This is a genomic window from Pseudomonas sp. 15A4 (assembly GCF_016925575.1).
In the GTDB taxonomy this organism is placed as follows: Bacteria; Pseudomonadota; Gammaproteobacteria; order Pseudomonadales; family Pseudomonadaceae; genus Aquipseudomonas.
In genome coordinates this window covers 3,739,937-3,754,679 of sequence record NZ_CP068986.1, presented here as the reverse complement: position 1 = coordinate 3,754,679, position 14,743 = coordinate 3,739,937, and the positions used below count along the sequence as shown (strand labels likewise).

Genomic DNA, 14,743 nt, shown 5'->3' with positions numbered 1-14,743 from the left:
TCAGCGCCGCGCGACTTCGTGCTTGATGCAGCCTTCGTAATACACCTGTTTGACGCTTTCCGGCCGCAGCCGCGACGGGCTGTCGTAGGTTTGCTCGGTGATACCCAGCGCGCTCATGCGCATCCATTGCTGCGCAAAGTGCTGGGCCTGCATTTTCTTGCGAGCGCCATACAGCGTCAGGCCGGACAGTTTGTACCGCTGAGCGGTGGCTGCCATTCCGGCGCCCCAAGTGCAGACATCGCGTTCGTTCTTGCTGGGGCTCCGGGCCAGCGCTTGGGAAGTCACCGTGGCGAGGAGGCAGAAAGTTAATGCGATCCTGATAAACGACATGCGATTCCCTGCCTAACTGACTGATAAGGCGCGGATTCTGAACGTATAGATCAGAACGAGGGGCCAGCATTTTGCCTGCTTTCCCCATCAGCCGACCAATGACATCCGCGCCGCTGCGGTCTGAGAGCTTCGCGTCACATTTGAGTAACGAAAGCCTGCGCCGCCTGCTACCGTGTAGGGGCTACGTCTGAACCTTATCGACCGATCCCCGGTCGATAGATGCACCTCTGGTTCTGTCGACCGCTGCCGTACCCGACCGAACCCGCTTATTTTCAGAAGGACCGTTCATGATTCCTATCCAACGCATCGCCTGGCTCAAGGCTTGGGGCGCCCATGGTTTTACCGCCACGGGGGTGGTGCTCGCCTTTCTCGCGACCATTGCCCTGTTCGATAACCAACCCAAGGCGTGCCTGCTGTGGCTGGGATTTGCCCTGATCGTCGACGGCGTGGATGGCTCACTGGCGCGCAAGCTCAACGTGCAGTCGGTGCTGCCGCATTTTGACGGCTCCGTGCTAGACCTGGTGATCGATTACCTCACCTACGTATTCATCCCCGCCCTGTTCATATACCGCTACATCCCGCTGCCGGAATACACCCTGCTGCTGACCACCTCGATCATCCTTGTGTCGTCGCTGTTCTGTTTCTGCAACGTAGAGATGAAGAGCAAGGACAACTACTTTCAGGGCTTCCCCGCCGCCTGGAACGTCGTCGCCTTGTGTGTCTACATCCTTTCCCCGGCGCCGTGGCTGACGTTTATCACCGTGATCTGCCTGGCGCTGCTGACCGTCACGCGCATGAAGTTCCTGCACCCGTTCCGCGTTCGCCGATTCATGGCCCTTAATATCGCGGTCACCGCCGTCTGGTTCTTCTGCAGCTTCCTGTTGGTCATGAACCACCCCTACAACGCGTCGGTGACCTTGTTCATCTGGCTGGCGATGTCGGCGTACTTCCTGGGGATCTGCATCTGGCGGACTTCGATGGAGTGGATCGACAAAGCCCGCGTCTGATTTGCCTCAAGCCATCTTTCCCCATGCCATAAAAAAGCAGCCATCGTCGTATGGCTGTTTTTTTGCGCGGTATTTAGACCAAGTGCTTTTAATTCACCGTGCTGGGAGGTTCACGACGTGTAGCTCAGCGGCAGCTGGGTCGTGGACTTGATCTGCTCCATGGCGAAGCTGGAACTCATGTCGGTGATGCCGGACAGCTGAATGAGCTTTTTGTAGACGGCGTCGTAGCCTGCAATGTCCGGCACCACGATTCGCAGCATGTAATCGGTGTCACCTGCCATGCGGTAGCACTCGACCACCTCGGGCAACGTGGCGATCAGGTCGTGAAACCGACCCAGCCACTGGGCGTTGTGCTGGTTGGTGCGGATCGCGGCGAAGACTGTCACCGCGACGTTCAACTGCGCCGGGTCAAGCAATGCAACCCGGCCACGAATCACGCCCTGCTCTTCGAGCTTCTGCACTCGACGCCAGCACGCGGTGCTGCCAAGCCCGACACTGTCGGCGACGTCTGCAATCGGGCGGGTGCAGTCGTTTTGCAGAATGCTCAGGATGGCCTGGTCGAATTTGTCCATGGAATGCGCGGTGGCCTCAGTCATGTCATATGCCGGGAAGCGATAAAGATAGGTCAAAATGAGCAGCGCCGTGAATGATATTCCGTTTATCACGCCATTAACGAAAATAGATTCTACGGATACGGTAAATCTCCGTGGAGGAATCAATTTTTTTCATCCTGACGCTAGTAGTATTTTCTGCACGACGGACAGCGCAGAAATTCCCATGAAAACACTTCCTTGCTATTTCGATTACGCCGCCACCACACCGGTGGATGACCGCGTCATCCAGGCCATGGTCACGTGCCTGGGCCGTGAAGGCACCTTCGGCAATCCGGCCTCCTCTTCTCACGCTTACGGCAATCAAGCCCGCCAGGCCGTTGAACTGGCCCGCCGTCAGGTTGCAGAACTGGTGGGCTGCAGTGCCGACGCGCTGGTCTGGACCTCAGGCGCGACCGAATCCAACAACCTGGCGATCAAGGGTATCGCGCTCAACCCCAACAACGGCGCTCACCGCCACCTCATCACCAGCACCATTGAACACAAAGCCGTCATCGACACCGTGCGCCAACTCGAGCAAGCCGGTTGCCCGGTGACCTGGCTCGAACCCGACAATCGCGGCCTGATTCACCCCGACGCCGTGCGCCAGGCACTGCGCGACGACACCCTGCTGGTCTCGCTGATGCTGGTCAATAACGAACTGGGCACAGTGACCGACATCGCCGCCATCGGCCAACAGGTCCGTGACCACGGCGCCCTGTTCCATGTCGACGCTGCCCAGGGCGCTGGCAAAGTGGCGATCGACCTGAGCACGCTGCCAGTGGACCTGATGTCCTTTTCCGCGCACAAAACCTACGGCCCGAAAGGCATCGGCGCGCTCTATGTCGGCGAACGCGCACAGCCGCTGCTCGAAGCGCAGATGCACGGTGGCGGCCACGAACAGGGTTACCGCTCCGGCACCCTCGCCACTCACCAGATCGTCGGCATGGGCGCGGCATACGCACTGGCCAGCGCTGAAATGGCCGAGGAAGTGAGGCGTATCACCGCCTTGTCGGCGCAACTGCGTGAAGGGTTGCTCGGCTTGAGCGGCGTGAGCCTCAACGGCGATGCACAACAGCGCATTCCCCACACCCTGAACGTCTGCATCGACAGCCCGGGGTTTAACGTTGCCAGCCTTGCCAGCGAACTGGCGGTGTCCTCGACCTCTGCTTGCAACTCGGCGAGCAGCAGCGTCTCCCACGTTTTGCTGGCGCTGGGGCTGAGTCAGGCTCAGGCGGGCAGCAGCTTGCGGCTGAGTTTGGGGCGTTATACCGAAGTGGGTGATGTGGAAAAGGCGATTGCGGTGATTGCCGGTAAGGTGAATGCGCCGGCTACGACGTTTTGGTGAGGGGTTGAAGTCAGAAAGTAGTCAGTCAGATAGGGGACTGATTTATTTACAACGCTTCACCGTAAATTAATCTGTCCCCGAGGGCGCTGATCCAAGCCAACTCGAGGGCAGCGCCCCGCCCCTTTTCGTCTGCGCAATTAACAGGGTCTATCACGTCTCTGTCTAACCCAATGCATCATGTAACGATACTTCATGATCGAGATCGCCATCCTCTAGACATTTATATGGGGCGTCTCCTACCGCTGCCTCCAGCAGGTCATGTAACGCTGGAGTTCTAAGATTGACCTGAAGCCAAAGCGAATGGCGATCCTCCTGGATCACACGCACCTCGTAATGAGCTCCGTTTTTCAAGCTCCAATCTTTTAGATAGACAGATCCCTCGTAGTGTTCAACGTAAAAAGCGCTGGACTTAAGAAAATCCATGACGTGCTGACAGATACTTTCGTCTGCCAATACCAGCCTATACTCATCACTCATAATATTCTCAACCTCTCCGGACTAACTGTAGATCAGTCAATAACGCTGCAGAAATCCTTCCCCTTATTTACCTTGGTTGTTTGCGGCAAACTCACTGAGACTTAACCCATTCAGCCATTTTTTCGGTGATATGTTCCAACAAACCCACTCTGGCTATGACAAGAAGCTCGCAGCCCATGTCTTTGTGGGCATAGAGAACTAATACCAGATAGGGGACTGATTTATTTACAACGCTTCACCGTAAATTAATCTGTCCCCGATGATGCTTTGAGCCAGCTTAAGGAGCGGCGCCCCGCCCCTTGTATCTGCGCAATTAAAGGGGTCCCTCCCCTTTAACTGCACAAGAGGCTTTTGCTGCTTGTAGATGGGGGAGCCCACCTAACCTGCTATTTTTACTGGTGCGTATTTACTGATGCGAAACTCAATAAGGGTTTCACTGTAAGTTTCACTGTAGTCAATAGCAATCTCCGTGACAAAATCCGTGCTTATTAATCTGATTTCGTCGCTTTGAAATTTATTGAAGTCGAATTCCGGATTAAAATTAAAGTTGCGGCAGAGGTATGCGCCGCAATAACGCCAGTCTCCGTCTAGCAACAAGTAGCATTCGCTAACAATTTCTCTTGATAAATCATATTTTATGCATTCATCCAAAGTTGCAAATTCCGCATTTTCTGTGAGTATTTTTTTCTTTCAAGTAAATTTTTGATTATTTCATCTGTCTCAATCAAACTTAGAAAGAGTGCGTCTTGTGGGGCAGTGCCGAGGAGGAAATTAAGTTTTTCCTTATACCTTTCGCGCAGGCTGTTGCCCTGAGCTTTCCTATACAGCAGGTCTCTTTTGTAAGGAGCAATAATCATCGGCAGCATCCTTCAAGGTAGAAGGCCTTCCCTTTCCCATTTTTAAGCTGAGGGCGTCCATATTTACTCATTCTCGGATTTCCGATGTCATCAACTTTCACTTGGCCAGCTTCCCAGTGTGGTTTGTGTGGATGGCTTACATCCATCGTTTGCTGCTGCACAGACGAGAGTCCTCTGCCACCGCCAGCCACGGGCGTGTCATAACTGAATTCCACTCCCGACTCGTTGCTGGATCGGCTGACCGGCTGGTGGCTAGTGGGGATGCGGGCTTTTCTCATCGCTTCTCGTCGTGCCGCCCTGGAGGTATGGAACGGATTGTATTCACCGCCAAGGGGGTCATTACTTAATCCGCTTGGATCAACCCATAGCACCGGGTTAGGTGCGTAGTGGTATAGATTTAGCCCACCACTGTAGCCAATCGGGTCCTTGCTGATAAACCTTCCGAGACTTGGATCATAATACCGATGCCGGTTGTAGTGCAGGCCGGTTTCGTGGTCGTGGTACTGGCCCTGGAATCGGATCGGGTTGGTCAGGCCGACTTGTTGGGCGAACTCGGAGCGCTGTTCGGTTGCTTCTCCCCATGCTTTGTATTGCGCGCTCCAGGCGGTGTTGCCGTTTTGATCGGTGATTTCCTGGGGCGTGCCGAGGTGGTCGCACTGGTACCAAGCCAGCGCGTCGATCGGTAGCGCGACGGGTTTGTAGTTCCACAGCGGGTCTTCTTTGAAGTTGTAGCGACCGGTGTAAGTTGGCTGGCTTACAAGGCGGATGGTTTCGTGGCGGATGGCTTGGGCGACCGGGACGAAGGTGCCGGGTTCGTGGATGTAGTGGACGGTTCGGCCTAACCCGCCTGCATAGGGCGGCGGGCTGCTTTCCCAGGCGAGGTTGTCGCCGTCCCAGCCGTACAGGGTGAAGCCGCAGCCGAGCTCGCGTTCCTTGCGGGCGTGTTCGTTTTCATTCCAGCCGGTACCGGCTTCCGGGCGTGGGTGGTAGTGGGCTTTTGAGAGTTTGTAGAGGCGACGTCCGAGGGGTCGTAGCCGAAGTCGACAGTCAGGCGCGGATCGCGGAAGTGAACCAGACGATCGAATAGATCCCAGTGCAGTTCGCTGCGCAGACCGTTGGTCCAGCGCTCGGTCTGGTTGCCGCGTTCGTCGTATTCGTAGTGGTTGCCGGCGTAGTCGCGCAGCATGTTGTCGATCAGTTTTTGGCTGACCGGCTCGGGGTCGAGTGGGCGGCGGACGGGTACGGCGCTGTCGTTGAGCAGGTTGCTCGCCGGGTCGAAGGCGAAGGTTTCTGTACCCAGGCGACTCGTGGCGCTGAGCAAGCGACTGACTGGGTCGTAGCGGTAACTTAACGGGCCGCGACGGCTGTCCTTGATGTCGGTGAGTTGGCCGGCAGCGTCGTAGGTGTAAGCGCGCTTTATGAGCGTGGATTTGTCGTCAGTGCGTCCTAGCAGTTGTTCGTGCAGACGCCCCGCCGGGTCCCATGACTGGGTTTGCAGCAGGCTATTGCCTTGATGCCGCTTGATCTCGCGGTGCAGGTCATCGCGCTCGTAACTGAGCAGTTCATGTTCGTCCAGCTTCAGGCTCAGCAGATGGCCGCTGCCGTAAGTCAGCCAGCTGACGCGATGCCCGTCCGGGCGGATGGTCGCGACGCGATTATTAAGGGCGTCGTACTCGTGCTGCCAGACGGCAACCAGGGGTTTATCCAGATTCGAATAATGCTGATGCTCGCGCAGCAGGTTGCCCGCTGGATCGTGAAACCATTGCAGCTTGCTGATGGCGTTGGTCGCCATGACCAGATGGCCATTGCCGTCGTAGGCAAAGGTTTCACTTTGGGATTTTTCCCCAAGCGTGGCGCGGCGTTCGGTAAGGCGGCTCATCGGGTCGAAGGTCAGCGCGATGGTGCGCTCGCCATTAACAGTCTGAGCGAGCCGTCCTGTTTCGGGATCGTACTGATAGCGAGTCGAGCGGTTGTCGAAGCCGCGCTCTTCCAGCAGCCGCCCGACCGGATCGTAGTGAAAGTGAGCGCGGCGTTCGTTTTCGTTTTCCAGCGCAACGAGACGACCGAGTTTGTCCCAGCGGTAACGCAAGGTTTGCTCGGCGGCGTCGACGCGTTCGGCGATAAAGCCCGCAGCTGAATAGCGCCAAGTGGTGCAGCGTTCAAGGCCATCGGAGTGGGCGAGAAGTCTGCCTTCGGCATCCCGGCTAAAGCGCTCTTCGGTTTTGTCCGGGTGTTTGATCAGGACAAGCTGGCCTGACTTGTATTCGTACGTGGTGCTGTGCCCGGCCGGATCGGTAAAGCGGATCATCTGGCCGCGTTCGTCGTACTCCCAGCTACTCACCTTGCCCGAGCAGTCGGTGTATTTGAGGAGTTGTCCGGCGTCGTTGTAGGCCAACGCCTTTGTATTGCCGTTGGCGTCCTTGATTGCTGTAGGAAAGCCAAACGTGTTGTAGGCGTATTCGGTAACGTTCTCTAGCGGATCAATCGCTTCAACGAGATTTCCGCGATGGTCATAGTCCCGTTTCCACAACCCGCCTTCGCCATCGCTGATCTTGATCAGGTGGCTTTTATCGTCGTAGGCGTAATTGATCACGCTGTGGTCAGCGCGAGTGTGTTCGGTCAGGTTGCTCAGCTTGTCGTAGCGATAGCGGTCGGTGCTGTCATCGGTATGGACGTGGCGAATGATGTTTTTCGCCTGATCACGAAAGAACCATTCGGAACGGCCATCGGCATGGCAGATGCGATAGGTGTAACCCAGGCTGTCGTAGTAGTGCCGGGTTTCGTGGCCCAAGGCATCAGTAACGTAGGTTAGGCGGATGTTTTCGTCCCACGCCAACCGAGTATCAAAACTGCCGTCGTCAGCCCATTCACGGACAGCTTTCGCGTCGGCGCCCGTGCCTTGCCATTGCAAGTTCAGGCCGCGATTGGTTCGGTCGGTGTAGCGGGTGATCAAGTGGTCTTGATACTGGTAACGCCACGTGGCGCCGTTGTCATCCTGAGCCAGAACAAGATCGCCAGAATCGTCGTACTGATACGCGCAGAGTTGCCGTTTGACGTCGCCATCGCGAACTTCCCAAAGACCGGTCAACCGGCCCTGATCATCGATCAAAGTGCCAAGTCGCAGATGGACTTTACTGACATCTTTTTCCGAGTACGTCACCAACTCGGAGAGCATCAAACGCCCATCATGCCGATGCTCGTAATGCAGCATCACCCCAGCGCCATTAGGCAAAACCTTGTTGATCAGAACAAAGCGCTTGCCCCGCCGAACATAGGTTTCCCTGTGCTCAAGCCCCCGCATCAGCGCCAACCGATCCTTGCTGAGGCGAATGACGGTCAGGTTCTCAATGGCGTTGAAGTGAAAGAGTTTTACCTTGGGAAGAGGAAATTCATGACTACGCCCATCGGAGTCATGAAACACCAAACCGTCGCCGAAGAGATCAAACCGCGTAGTAAACGGCGTGATCCAACGCGCACCAATGACATCATGATCGTAGGCATCAAGACTCGAACAATAGGTACGCGTCCACTCAATCGGAAACGGCCCCGGCAGGCTGAAATCGGTATGACTGACCGACTCCGAGCCCATCGCAAAACTGATGCTGTTCCCCGTTGAGCCGCAGTTACAGGCGCAAGGACAGGCACATGTGCACTTCTTCAGTACGTTGGGCCGGCCCTTGGCAGGCTTCTCACGCTGAACAACTTCGAGTTTGCCTTCGCTGCCCCGACGCTTGGTCTGATTGGTCACTCCCGGCTTGATGTTGAAAGACTGCCCATGCCCATTGCGGGAACGCCAACTTACAACCGCTCCAGCCAACGTCTGCAGCAACGCTCCAATCGAGTTTTGAACCTCAGGATCCGCTAGACCATTAATCTGGGCCCGAAGCTCTGACCCCAGGGCGCGCAACAATTTGGCCTGTCTAACCACCTCCGCCTTGACTGCGTCAGGCACCAAATGCTCGACGGCGCCGTTAACTGCGCCCTTGCCCGCAGCAGTGCACACCTCCGCCGCTGCCACAAAAATATTGCCAATCGCCGCCTGAGGGTCGTAGGCCCAAAGATCGCCTGCGGCATGAACTAACTGCCCCGCCTCAAGCAAATCGGCCTTGGCGTTCAGTTTTGGGTCTACCAAGCTCTCCAAGCCAGCAGCGATCTGAAGCAGCACGCCTTCGCCCAGCTTCCCGGCATCCTCAAGAATCCCGGGCAGCTTCCCCTGCGCCTGGGTCACGAAATCATCAAGGGTCCCGACGATGGTGGCATTGAGGTGCCCGATCAGAATCTCGATCAGCGCGTCACCCAACAGCATCTTCCCCGCCTGCCGCATCTCCTGACGCACCAGAAAAAGCATCGGCCGCAGGCTCATCCGTGCCGCCGCCATGCCCGGCGGGACAGGCACCATGCCGATCAGGTTGATGCCCAAACTCACCCAATCCAGAGGGTCGCGTTTCTCACTGGTCGCCAGCCGGACGATGTCATTCAGCGCATCAACCAGCGCCATGATGTTGCCCACCACCGGCAGCCCACCCGCGACGGCTTTAATCCGGTCGAGCGTCACGACCCCACCGCTGATCTCCTGCAGCCAGGCATCGACATTCGCCGCGCCAAGACCAACGTCTTCCAACTGGATCTGATCAAGCGGTACAACCGCCACCTGAGGCTCGCGCGCTCCCATATCCGCGCTCATGACAACTTCTCGCCGGCCAGCAAGTCCGGAGCCTCAAGCAGGCTCTCCAGCTCAGTTGGCGCCGGCAGGCTCGGGAGCTTCCCGCTTTTGATCACGCCACTCAGAACGCTCGAAACAAGAGGCGCGAGTGCGGTGGCCTGCGCCGGCAAACTCGCTCCGGCGCCCTGCACCGCCGCCAATCCGTGCTCAAGCACATCCCAGTTCTTGCTCGGCAACCCCTCCGTGACTGCCGCCTCCAACTGCGCCGGAACGGCTCCCGCACTGGGCGGCGTAGCTGGCCATTCGGGCTTGCCGATGACGCTGCCATCCGTCCAGGTGTCTGCGGGGTCTTTGCCAAAGGTCACCCTTCCCGGCCCCGGCGCAGCACCGGAAACGGTCATGAAACCCTTGCCGTCGAGCGCCCCTGTGACGCGTTTACCCAGGGCATCGATCACCTCGTAACCGCCGCCCTGAATGCCTTGCTGCCCCGCGTACTGGTTGAACAACTCAAGGTCGCCCTCGCCCGGCTTTGGTGGCTCGGGGAACACGCCCGCCAGGTTTTGCGCCGAGGTGTAGGCAAAGTTGGCGGCGTGGGCGGTGTACGGCCCGGTGGTGACGTGGGTGATGCCGGCCGCGTTGTAGGTGGTGGCGCTGCCGCCGCCCTGGATCACCAGTTCGGTTTTCGCGGTGAGGGTGATGCGCTCGGCGTTGGCGGTGATGTTGAGTTTGGCCAGCAGGTTGATGCTGTCCTTCAGGGCCCGCACGTCGATGTCGCCGGACGCCGCGACCAGACGCCAGCCAAGGCTTTGCACGAACAGGCGCATGCCCTGGCTGGCGCTGGCGAGCAGGCGTTTACCCACGGAAAAACTGGTGTGCCCCGTGCTGCTCAACGCCAGGTGTTCGCCGGTGGCGATGTGGCTTGAGCGCGGTGTGGTCAGGGCAATGCCCGCCGGGCTGGCGAGCACCAGATGCGCTTCGGTGAACTCGGGGAACTCGTTGCCACTTGCGTTGGCAGGGCCGCTGCCGAGCACGCCCTGATGCTGGGCGTGCAGGGCTTTGGCGACGTCATCCTGATCCCCAGGTTCCTGTGCCTGGAATTCCTTGGCTTGCACCGCGAAGCCGTCTTGCTGATCGGCGGCAGTGGCCAGGCGTTCGGCGGTTTCCGGCAGGTCCTTGTGGTGTTTCGATTCGTGGGGACGCGGCTCGGTGGTGATCAACAAGCCAGCGGCGGCCCGGACAGCGCCGTGGCGGTCGGTGCGCAGCTCGAAACCTTCGCCACGGGGCTGGCCGCCGGCGGGCCGCGGATGGGTCAGGTAGCCGAGGTTGATGGCACTGGCGCCATGATCGCTGCGCAGCGCAATGCTGATCTCGCTGGTGGTGTCGTCGATGCGCAATTCGTTAGCGCGACTGCCCTTGTATTCCTTGCTCTTGACCGTGGCCAGGGTCTTGAAATCGGGCAGTTTGTACGGCGGCAAGTGGGCGCCGTGGTACAGGCAACCGGTGATGAGGGGCTGGTCGGGGTCGCCTTCAAGGAAGGTGATCAGGACTTCCATGCCGACCCGCGGCAGATTGATCGCCCCGAAGTGCTGGCTGGCCCAGTTCGACGCCACGCGCATCCAGCAGCTGGACTTGTCGTTGTGCTGCCCTTCCCGGTCCCAGAAAAACTGCACCTTCACCCGGCCGTGCTGATCGCAGTAAATCTCTTCGCCTTCGGGCCCGGTGACCACGGCGGATTGTGTGCCCAGCACCTTCGGCTTCGGATGCTCCAGCGGTGGCCGGTAATGAACGTCCCACGGCGTGGCGCTGAAACGGTTGCGATAGCCTTGATGGAAATCGCTCTTCAGGTCAGTGACATCGCTGGTGATGACTTCTTCCAGTACCTGCGGCTGCTTACCCTCGTGGAAGACCTCGGTCAGCAGCCACAGGTCGTTCCACAGCGGGTTGGCGTGTCCGGTCAGGGCGAGAAAATGACCACTGACCAGCCGTGGCTGATCGCTGCTGCCTTCGGCCAGCCGGTAGTCGCTGCGGTGGCGCTCGAGGGCGCGATTGGCCAGATGGCGGCCACGTTCGCGATCAGCGAAGCGGCCGGGGTAGTCATAATCTTCGAGGTCCGGGACGGCCACACTGTTGGCGCTGCCTTCCAGCTGGAACTTCGGCTTGGTGAAGTCGTAATCACGCCGCGTCGAGCGGCTGGTGCGGGTGTTCATGCGCAGGCCGAAGCGCTTGATCACCTGGACGTCGGCGACCAGTCCGGTGTCCTGCTGATAGAGCACTGGCGCCAGTTTCGGAAACACCGTCTGGTCGTCGCCGAACACCAACAGATGGCCCTTGGCGCTGTGCTGGAAATGAAAGTGAATGCCTTCCTCTTCGCACAAACGCTGGATGAAATGCAGGTCGGATTCGTCGTACTGCACACAATAGACGCGCTCGGGATAGGTCACGCCGAGCTGGAACCGGTAGTCGATGGAGAGGATGCCGTGCTCTTCCAACACCTGACTGATAATTTGCCGCACCGTCATCTGCTGGAAAATGCGCTGGTTGATCCGGTGGGCCAGGTACGCCAGCTGCGGCCGCAGGGAAATCCGGTAGCGAGTCAGGCGCTTGCCGGCATCACCCTGGGCGATGCTGTAGGCCAGCCCGTGGACACCGGTGCCGTCTTCGGCCAGCTGCAGAAACGTCTGCCCGTGCAGAAGGCTTTCAAGGTCCAGCGCGGCCTTTTCGCTGACCAGCTCCACCTCGAATTCGAACGGTTGGTTGAGGCGCTCCCGGCCGGTGAAGGACAGCACTTGGAACAGCGTGTCCTGCCCATTGAGGGTCAGGCTGAATGAGGCTTGGTTGGCCGGTGCGAACATCCCGTGTTCCTTATGCGCTGTTGCGGCAGACGTCGATGCCAAGGGGGCAATCAACGACTGCAAATGTGTGGAAGGACAGCGAACCGCCTTGCCGTTGCCGGCGTCGACGGCGCTCTCCGCGTTCCGGAAATCGCGAGTGATCGGGTGTATTCGCATTTCCAGAGGACGACGGAGATATCAAGGGGCGTGCCAGCGCGGGCGAAGCCCTTATGTCACAAGGGTTTGCGGTAAATGCTTAAGGGGATCAGGGGGTGATTCGGTAAGGAATCCGGGGAAATGTGCGCAAGAAGTTGCGCACCTCTGCGCAACTTCTTGCGCACTGCTCTGCAGGCCTCCAAATACGCGGCCTGCAGGGCGATGGTCAGGCTTTTTTGCGCATGGACTGCGCAACTTTTTGCGCATGATGGCGATGGGGAATTACGGAGTTGTGAGCACGCTTACCGGCCGCCCAAGCGGCTGACCAGGATTGGCGGCATTGCACCGCCGATCTTCAGGACTGGATCAATACTCGGCGTCGGCATCCGCCAGATGGGTGTTGAACGCTGGCCGCGTGCCGCCCACGCGGGCCAGGAAGTACAGCGCCACCCCCACCAGCATCAGTGCCCCGGCACGCAGCCAGGTTTCGGCACTCTGCTGCGTCAGGAGGATCAGGCACGACACAATCGCCAGGACCGGCACCCAGGTCGGCACGCGGAAGTGGTCAACGTCAACCACGTCTCGACGCAACACCAGCACCGCCAGATTGGTGCTGATGAACACGAACAACAGCAGCAGGACCACGGTCTCCGCCAAGGTCGCCAGGGAGCCGGTCAGGGTCAGGATGATCGCGACCACTGTCGTCGCGACAATGGCCACCCACGGCGTCCGTCGTTCCGGCAGCACGTTCGACAGCGCGTGGGGCAGCAGACCCTGGCGCGACATGCCATAGGCCAGGCGGCTGGACATGATCATGGTCAGCAGCGCGCCATTGGCCACGGCCACCAGCGCAATAAAGGCGAACAGCCGAGGCGGAATCCCGAGGTTCGACGCCTTGACCACTTCCAGCAGCGGTGCCGACGAATGCACCAGTTGCTCAATGGGCATGACGGTGGCGGCCGCGACGCCGACACCCATGTAGATCGCCCCGGCAATCAACAGCGCACCGAACAACGCGCGGGGATAGACGGTGCGCACGTTACGCACCTCCTCCGCCAGATTGGCCGAGGTCTCGAAGCCGACGAACGAGTAGAACGCCAGCAACGCCGCCCCGAGCACGGCGAACGCGGGGTTGACCCCCTCCTTGAATTGCACGGCGCGGGACAGATCCGCATCGCCGGAGCGGAAGAACCAGATGGCCGCGACGATGACCAGCAGCAGGCCCGACACTTCGATCACCGTCATCACCAGGTTGGCGGACAGTGACTCCTTGATGCCACGCGCGTTGAGCAAGGCAATGACCACCAGGAAGATCAACGCGACAACGTGAGCCGGCAGATCGATAAAGGGCGCCATGTAGTCGCCGGCAAACGCGAGGGACAAGCCGGCTGCACTGGTCACGCCTGCCGCCAGCATGCAGAAGCCCACCAGAAACGAGATCAAGGGCGACTTGAAGGCTTTGCCGGCAAACACCGCTGAAGCACCCGCGTGGGGGTATTTGGTGACGAGTTCGGCATAGGAACCTGCAGTGAGCATGGCAAAGCACAGCGCAATGAGGAGCGGCACCCAGATCGCGCCGCCCACTTCACCGGCAATCGTACCGGCCAACGCGTAAACCCCGGCACCAAGAACGTCGCCAAGGATGAACAGCAGCAGCATCGGGCCAGTGACGGCGCGCTTCAGTGCCCTGCTTGGCGGGTGTGGAGGTGTGCTCATGGGGTCGCTCCGCTGTGCTGCGATAGTAAAGGAATGATTTTAAGGCTGACCCGTTGAGCATGGGGAAGTTGTGGCAGGGCGATACGGCGACGATGAGTGGTGATCTCCAAGGCCGACGTTCAAGCGCCACCCAATACCTGCACGCCCAACGCGAGCCCGCACCGCTGCGCTTCGGTCCATCTAACGCGGGGTTTCGACCAATCGCTGGTGACGGAGCGGCACCTGCTCAAGCGCGTACACCGCTGCCTGATGTTGCACCGACGCCCGATCTCCCGAAAACAGACGCTGCTCGCTGAAGACCCGCAGTTCTCCCTGATGGAGGAATCCCCAGGCAAAACACACGGTGCCTGCGGGAATGCCGTCCATGTCATCAGGACCGCACACGCCAGTCGTCGCCACCGCGACATTGGCCGGGCTGTCGCGCAATGCGCCGACGGCCATCTCCTCGGCGACTTCAACGCTGGTGAGGTTGCATCGCTCGATGGTTTCAGGGCTCACGTGAAGCAAACGCTGCTTGGCTTCGGGCGAATACACCACATAGCCGCACTCGACCAGCGAGCCGCTGCCCGGCACTTTCGCCAGCAGCGCCATGATCATCCCGGCAGTGCAGGACTCGGCTGTGGCCAACAAGAGCGCATGCTCCCGGAGATAGTCCAGAACGGATTCGGCAGACATCGTTAAGCTCCCCCTATGACGGCGGTATTGCCTTGTGGATACAGGCATCTGGAACCTTGCCGCCGGTGCAGCGTTGCGATTGCGTGACAATCA

General features: G+C 59.1%; 11 protein-coding genes. 2 read left to right on the top strand and 9 right to left on the bottom strand.

The window, feature by feature from the left end; translation table 11 throughout:
- Complete coding sequence (locus tag JN403_RS16605) at nt 1–330, bottom strand: hypothetical protein (RefSeq protein ID WP_122536230.1); 330 nt, start codon at nt 328–330, stop codon at nt 1–3.
- Nucleotides 331–617: 287 nt separating this feature from the next.
- On the opposite strand from JN403_RS16605, the gene pcsA reads away from it, so the two are divergent.
- Entirely contained in the window at nt 618–1,337 is a 720-nt protein-coding gene (gene pcsA / locus JN403_RS16600) for a phosphatidylcholine synthase (protein ID WP_205483290.1), read from the top strand.
- A 110-nt stretch (nt 1,338–1,447) separates the two neighbouring features.
- On the opposite strand, the gene JN403_RS16595 is transcribed toward pcsA, so the two are convergent.
- Nucleotides 1,448–1,909: an Lrp/AsnC family transcriptional regulator gene (locus tag JN403_RS16595; RefSeq protein WP_122536251.1), complete on the bottom strand. Its 462-nt coding sequence runs from the start codon at nt 1,907–1,909 to the stop codon at nt 1,448–1,450.
- A gap of 205 nt (nt 1,910–2,114) precedes the next feature.
- Here JN403_RS16595 and JN403_RS16590 point away from each other — a divergent pair, with 205 nt between their 5' ends.
- Complete coding sequence (locus tag JN403_RS16590; RefSeq protein WP_205483288.1) at nt 2,115–3,275, top strand: aminotransferase class V-fold PLP-dependent enzyme; 1,161 nt, start codon at nt 2,115–2,117, stop codon at nt 3,273–3,275.
- A gap of 162 nt (nt 3,276–3,437) precedes the next feature.
- Here JN403_RS16590 and JN403_RS16585 read toward each other — a convergent pair whose 3' ends face one another.
- The 7 genes from JN403_RS16585 to JN403_RS16555 form a co-directional block, all read right to left on the bottom strand.
- Nucleotides 3,438–3,752 carry a hypothetical protein gene (locus tag JN403_RS16585; RefSeq protein ID WP_205483286.1) on the bottom strand — a complete coding sequence of 105 codons (315 nt, stop codon included), beginning with the start codon at nt 3,750–3,752 and terminating at the stop codon, nt 3,438–3,440.
- A 635-nt stretch (nt 3,753–4,387) separates the two neighbouring features.
- A complete protein-coding gene (locus JN403_RS16580) occupies nt 4,388–4,609 on the bottom strand; it encodes a hypothetical protein (protein WP_205483284.1) in 222 nt (73 codons plus the stop codon).
- Nucleotides 4,606–5,238 carry an RHS repeat-associated core domain-containing protein gene (locus JN403_RS25920; RefSeq protein WP_345945852.1) on the bottom strand — a complete coding sequence of 211 codons (633 nt, stop codon included), beginning with the start codon at nt 5,236–5,238 and terminating at the stop codon, nt 4,606–4,608. The genes JN403_RS16580 and JN403_RS25920 overlap by 4 nt, the downstream gene beginning before the upstream one ends.
- Before the next feature lie 209 nt (nt 5,239–5,447).
- Nucleotides 5,448–9,293 carry a DUF6531 domain-containing protein gene (locus JN403_RS16570; protein ID WP_205483282.1) on the bottom strand — a complete coding sequence of 1,282 codons (3,846 nt, stop codon included), beginning with the start codon at nt 9,291–9,293 and terminating at the stop codon, nt 5,448–5,450.
- Complete coding sequence (locus tag JN403_RS16565) at nt 9,290–12,124, bottom strand: type VI secretion system tip protein VgrG (protein ID WP_205483281.1); 2,835 nt, start codon at nt 12,122–12,124, stop codon at nt 9,290–9,292. The genes JN403_RS16570 and JN403_RS16565 overlap by 4 nt, the downstream gene beginning before the upstream one ends.
- A gap of 501 nt (nt 12,125–12,625) precedes the next feature.
- Complete coding sequence (locus JN403_RS16560) at nt 12,626–13,975, bottom strand: amino acid permease (protein WP_205483280.1); 1,350 nt, start codon at nt 13,973–13,975, stop codon at nt 12,626–12,628.
- A 180-nt stretch (nt 13,976–14,155) separates the two neighbouring features.
- Nucleotides 14,156–14,650, bottom strand: coding sequence for a CinA family protein (locus tag JN403_RS16555; RefSeq protein ID WP_205483279.1), 495 nt, complete (start codon nt 14,648–14,650; stop codon nt 14,156–14,158).
- Between the last annotated feature and the right edge of the window lie 93 nt (nt 14,651–14,743).

Bases quoted from the DNA above. Each gene is read 5' to 3' on its own strand.
- JN403_RS16605 (WP_122536230.1), bottom strand. From the start codon at position 330: ATGTCGTTTATCAGGATCGCATTAACTTTCTGCCTCCTCGCCACGGTG.
- pcsA (WP_205483290.1), top strand. From the start codon at position 618: ATGATTCCTATCCAACGCATCGCCTGGCTCAAGGCTTGGGGCGCCCAT.
- JN403_RS16595 (WP_122536251.1), bottom strand. From the start codon at position 1,909: ATGGACAAATTCGACCAGGCCATCCTGAGCATTCTGCAAAACGACTGC.
- JN403_RS16590 (WP_205483288.1), top strand. From the start codon at position 2,115: ATGAAAACACTTCCTTGCTATTTCGATTACGCCGCCACCACACCGGTG.
- JN403_RS16585 (WP_205483286.1), bottom strand. From the start codon at position 3,752: ATGAGTGATGAGTATAGGCTGGTATTGGCAGACGAAAGTATCTGTCAG.
- JN403_RS16580 (WP_205483284.1), bottom strand. From the start codon at position 4,609: ATGATTATTGCTCCTTACAAAAGAGACCTGCTGTATAGGAAAGCTCAG.
- JN403_RS16570 (WP_205483282.1), bottom strand. From the start codon at position 9,293: ATGAGCGCGGATATGGGAGCGCGCGAGCCTCAGGTGGCGGTTGTACCG.
- JN403_RS16565 (WP_205483281.1), bottom strand. From the start codon at position 12,124: ATGTTCGCACCGGCCAACCAAGCCTCATTCAGCCTGACCCTCAATGGG.
- JN403_RS16560 (WP_205483280.1), bottom strand. From the start codon at position 13,975: ATGAGCACACCTCCACACCCGCCAAGCAGGGCACTGAAGCGCGCCGTC.
- JN403_RS16555 (WP_205483279.1), bottom strand. From the start codon at position 14,650: ATGTCTGCCGAATCCGTTCTGGACTATCTCCGGGAGCATGCGCTCTTG.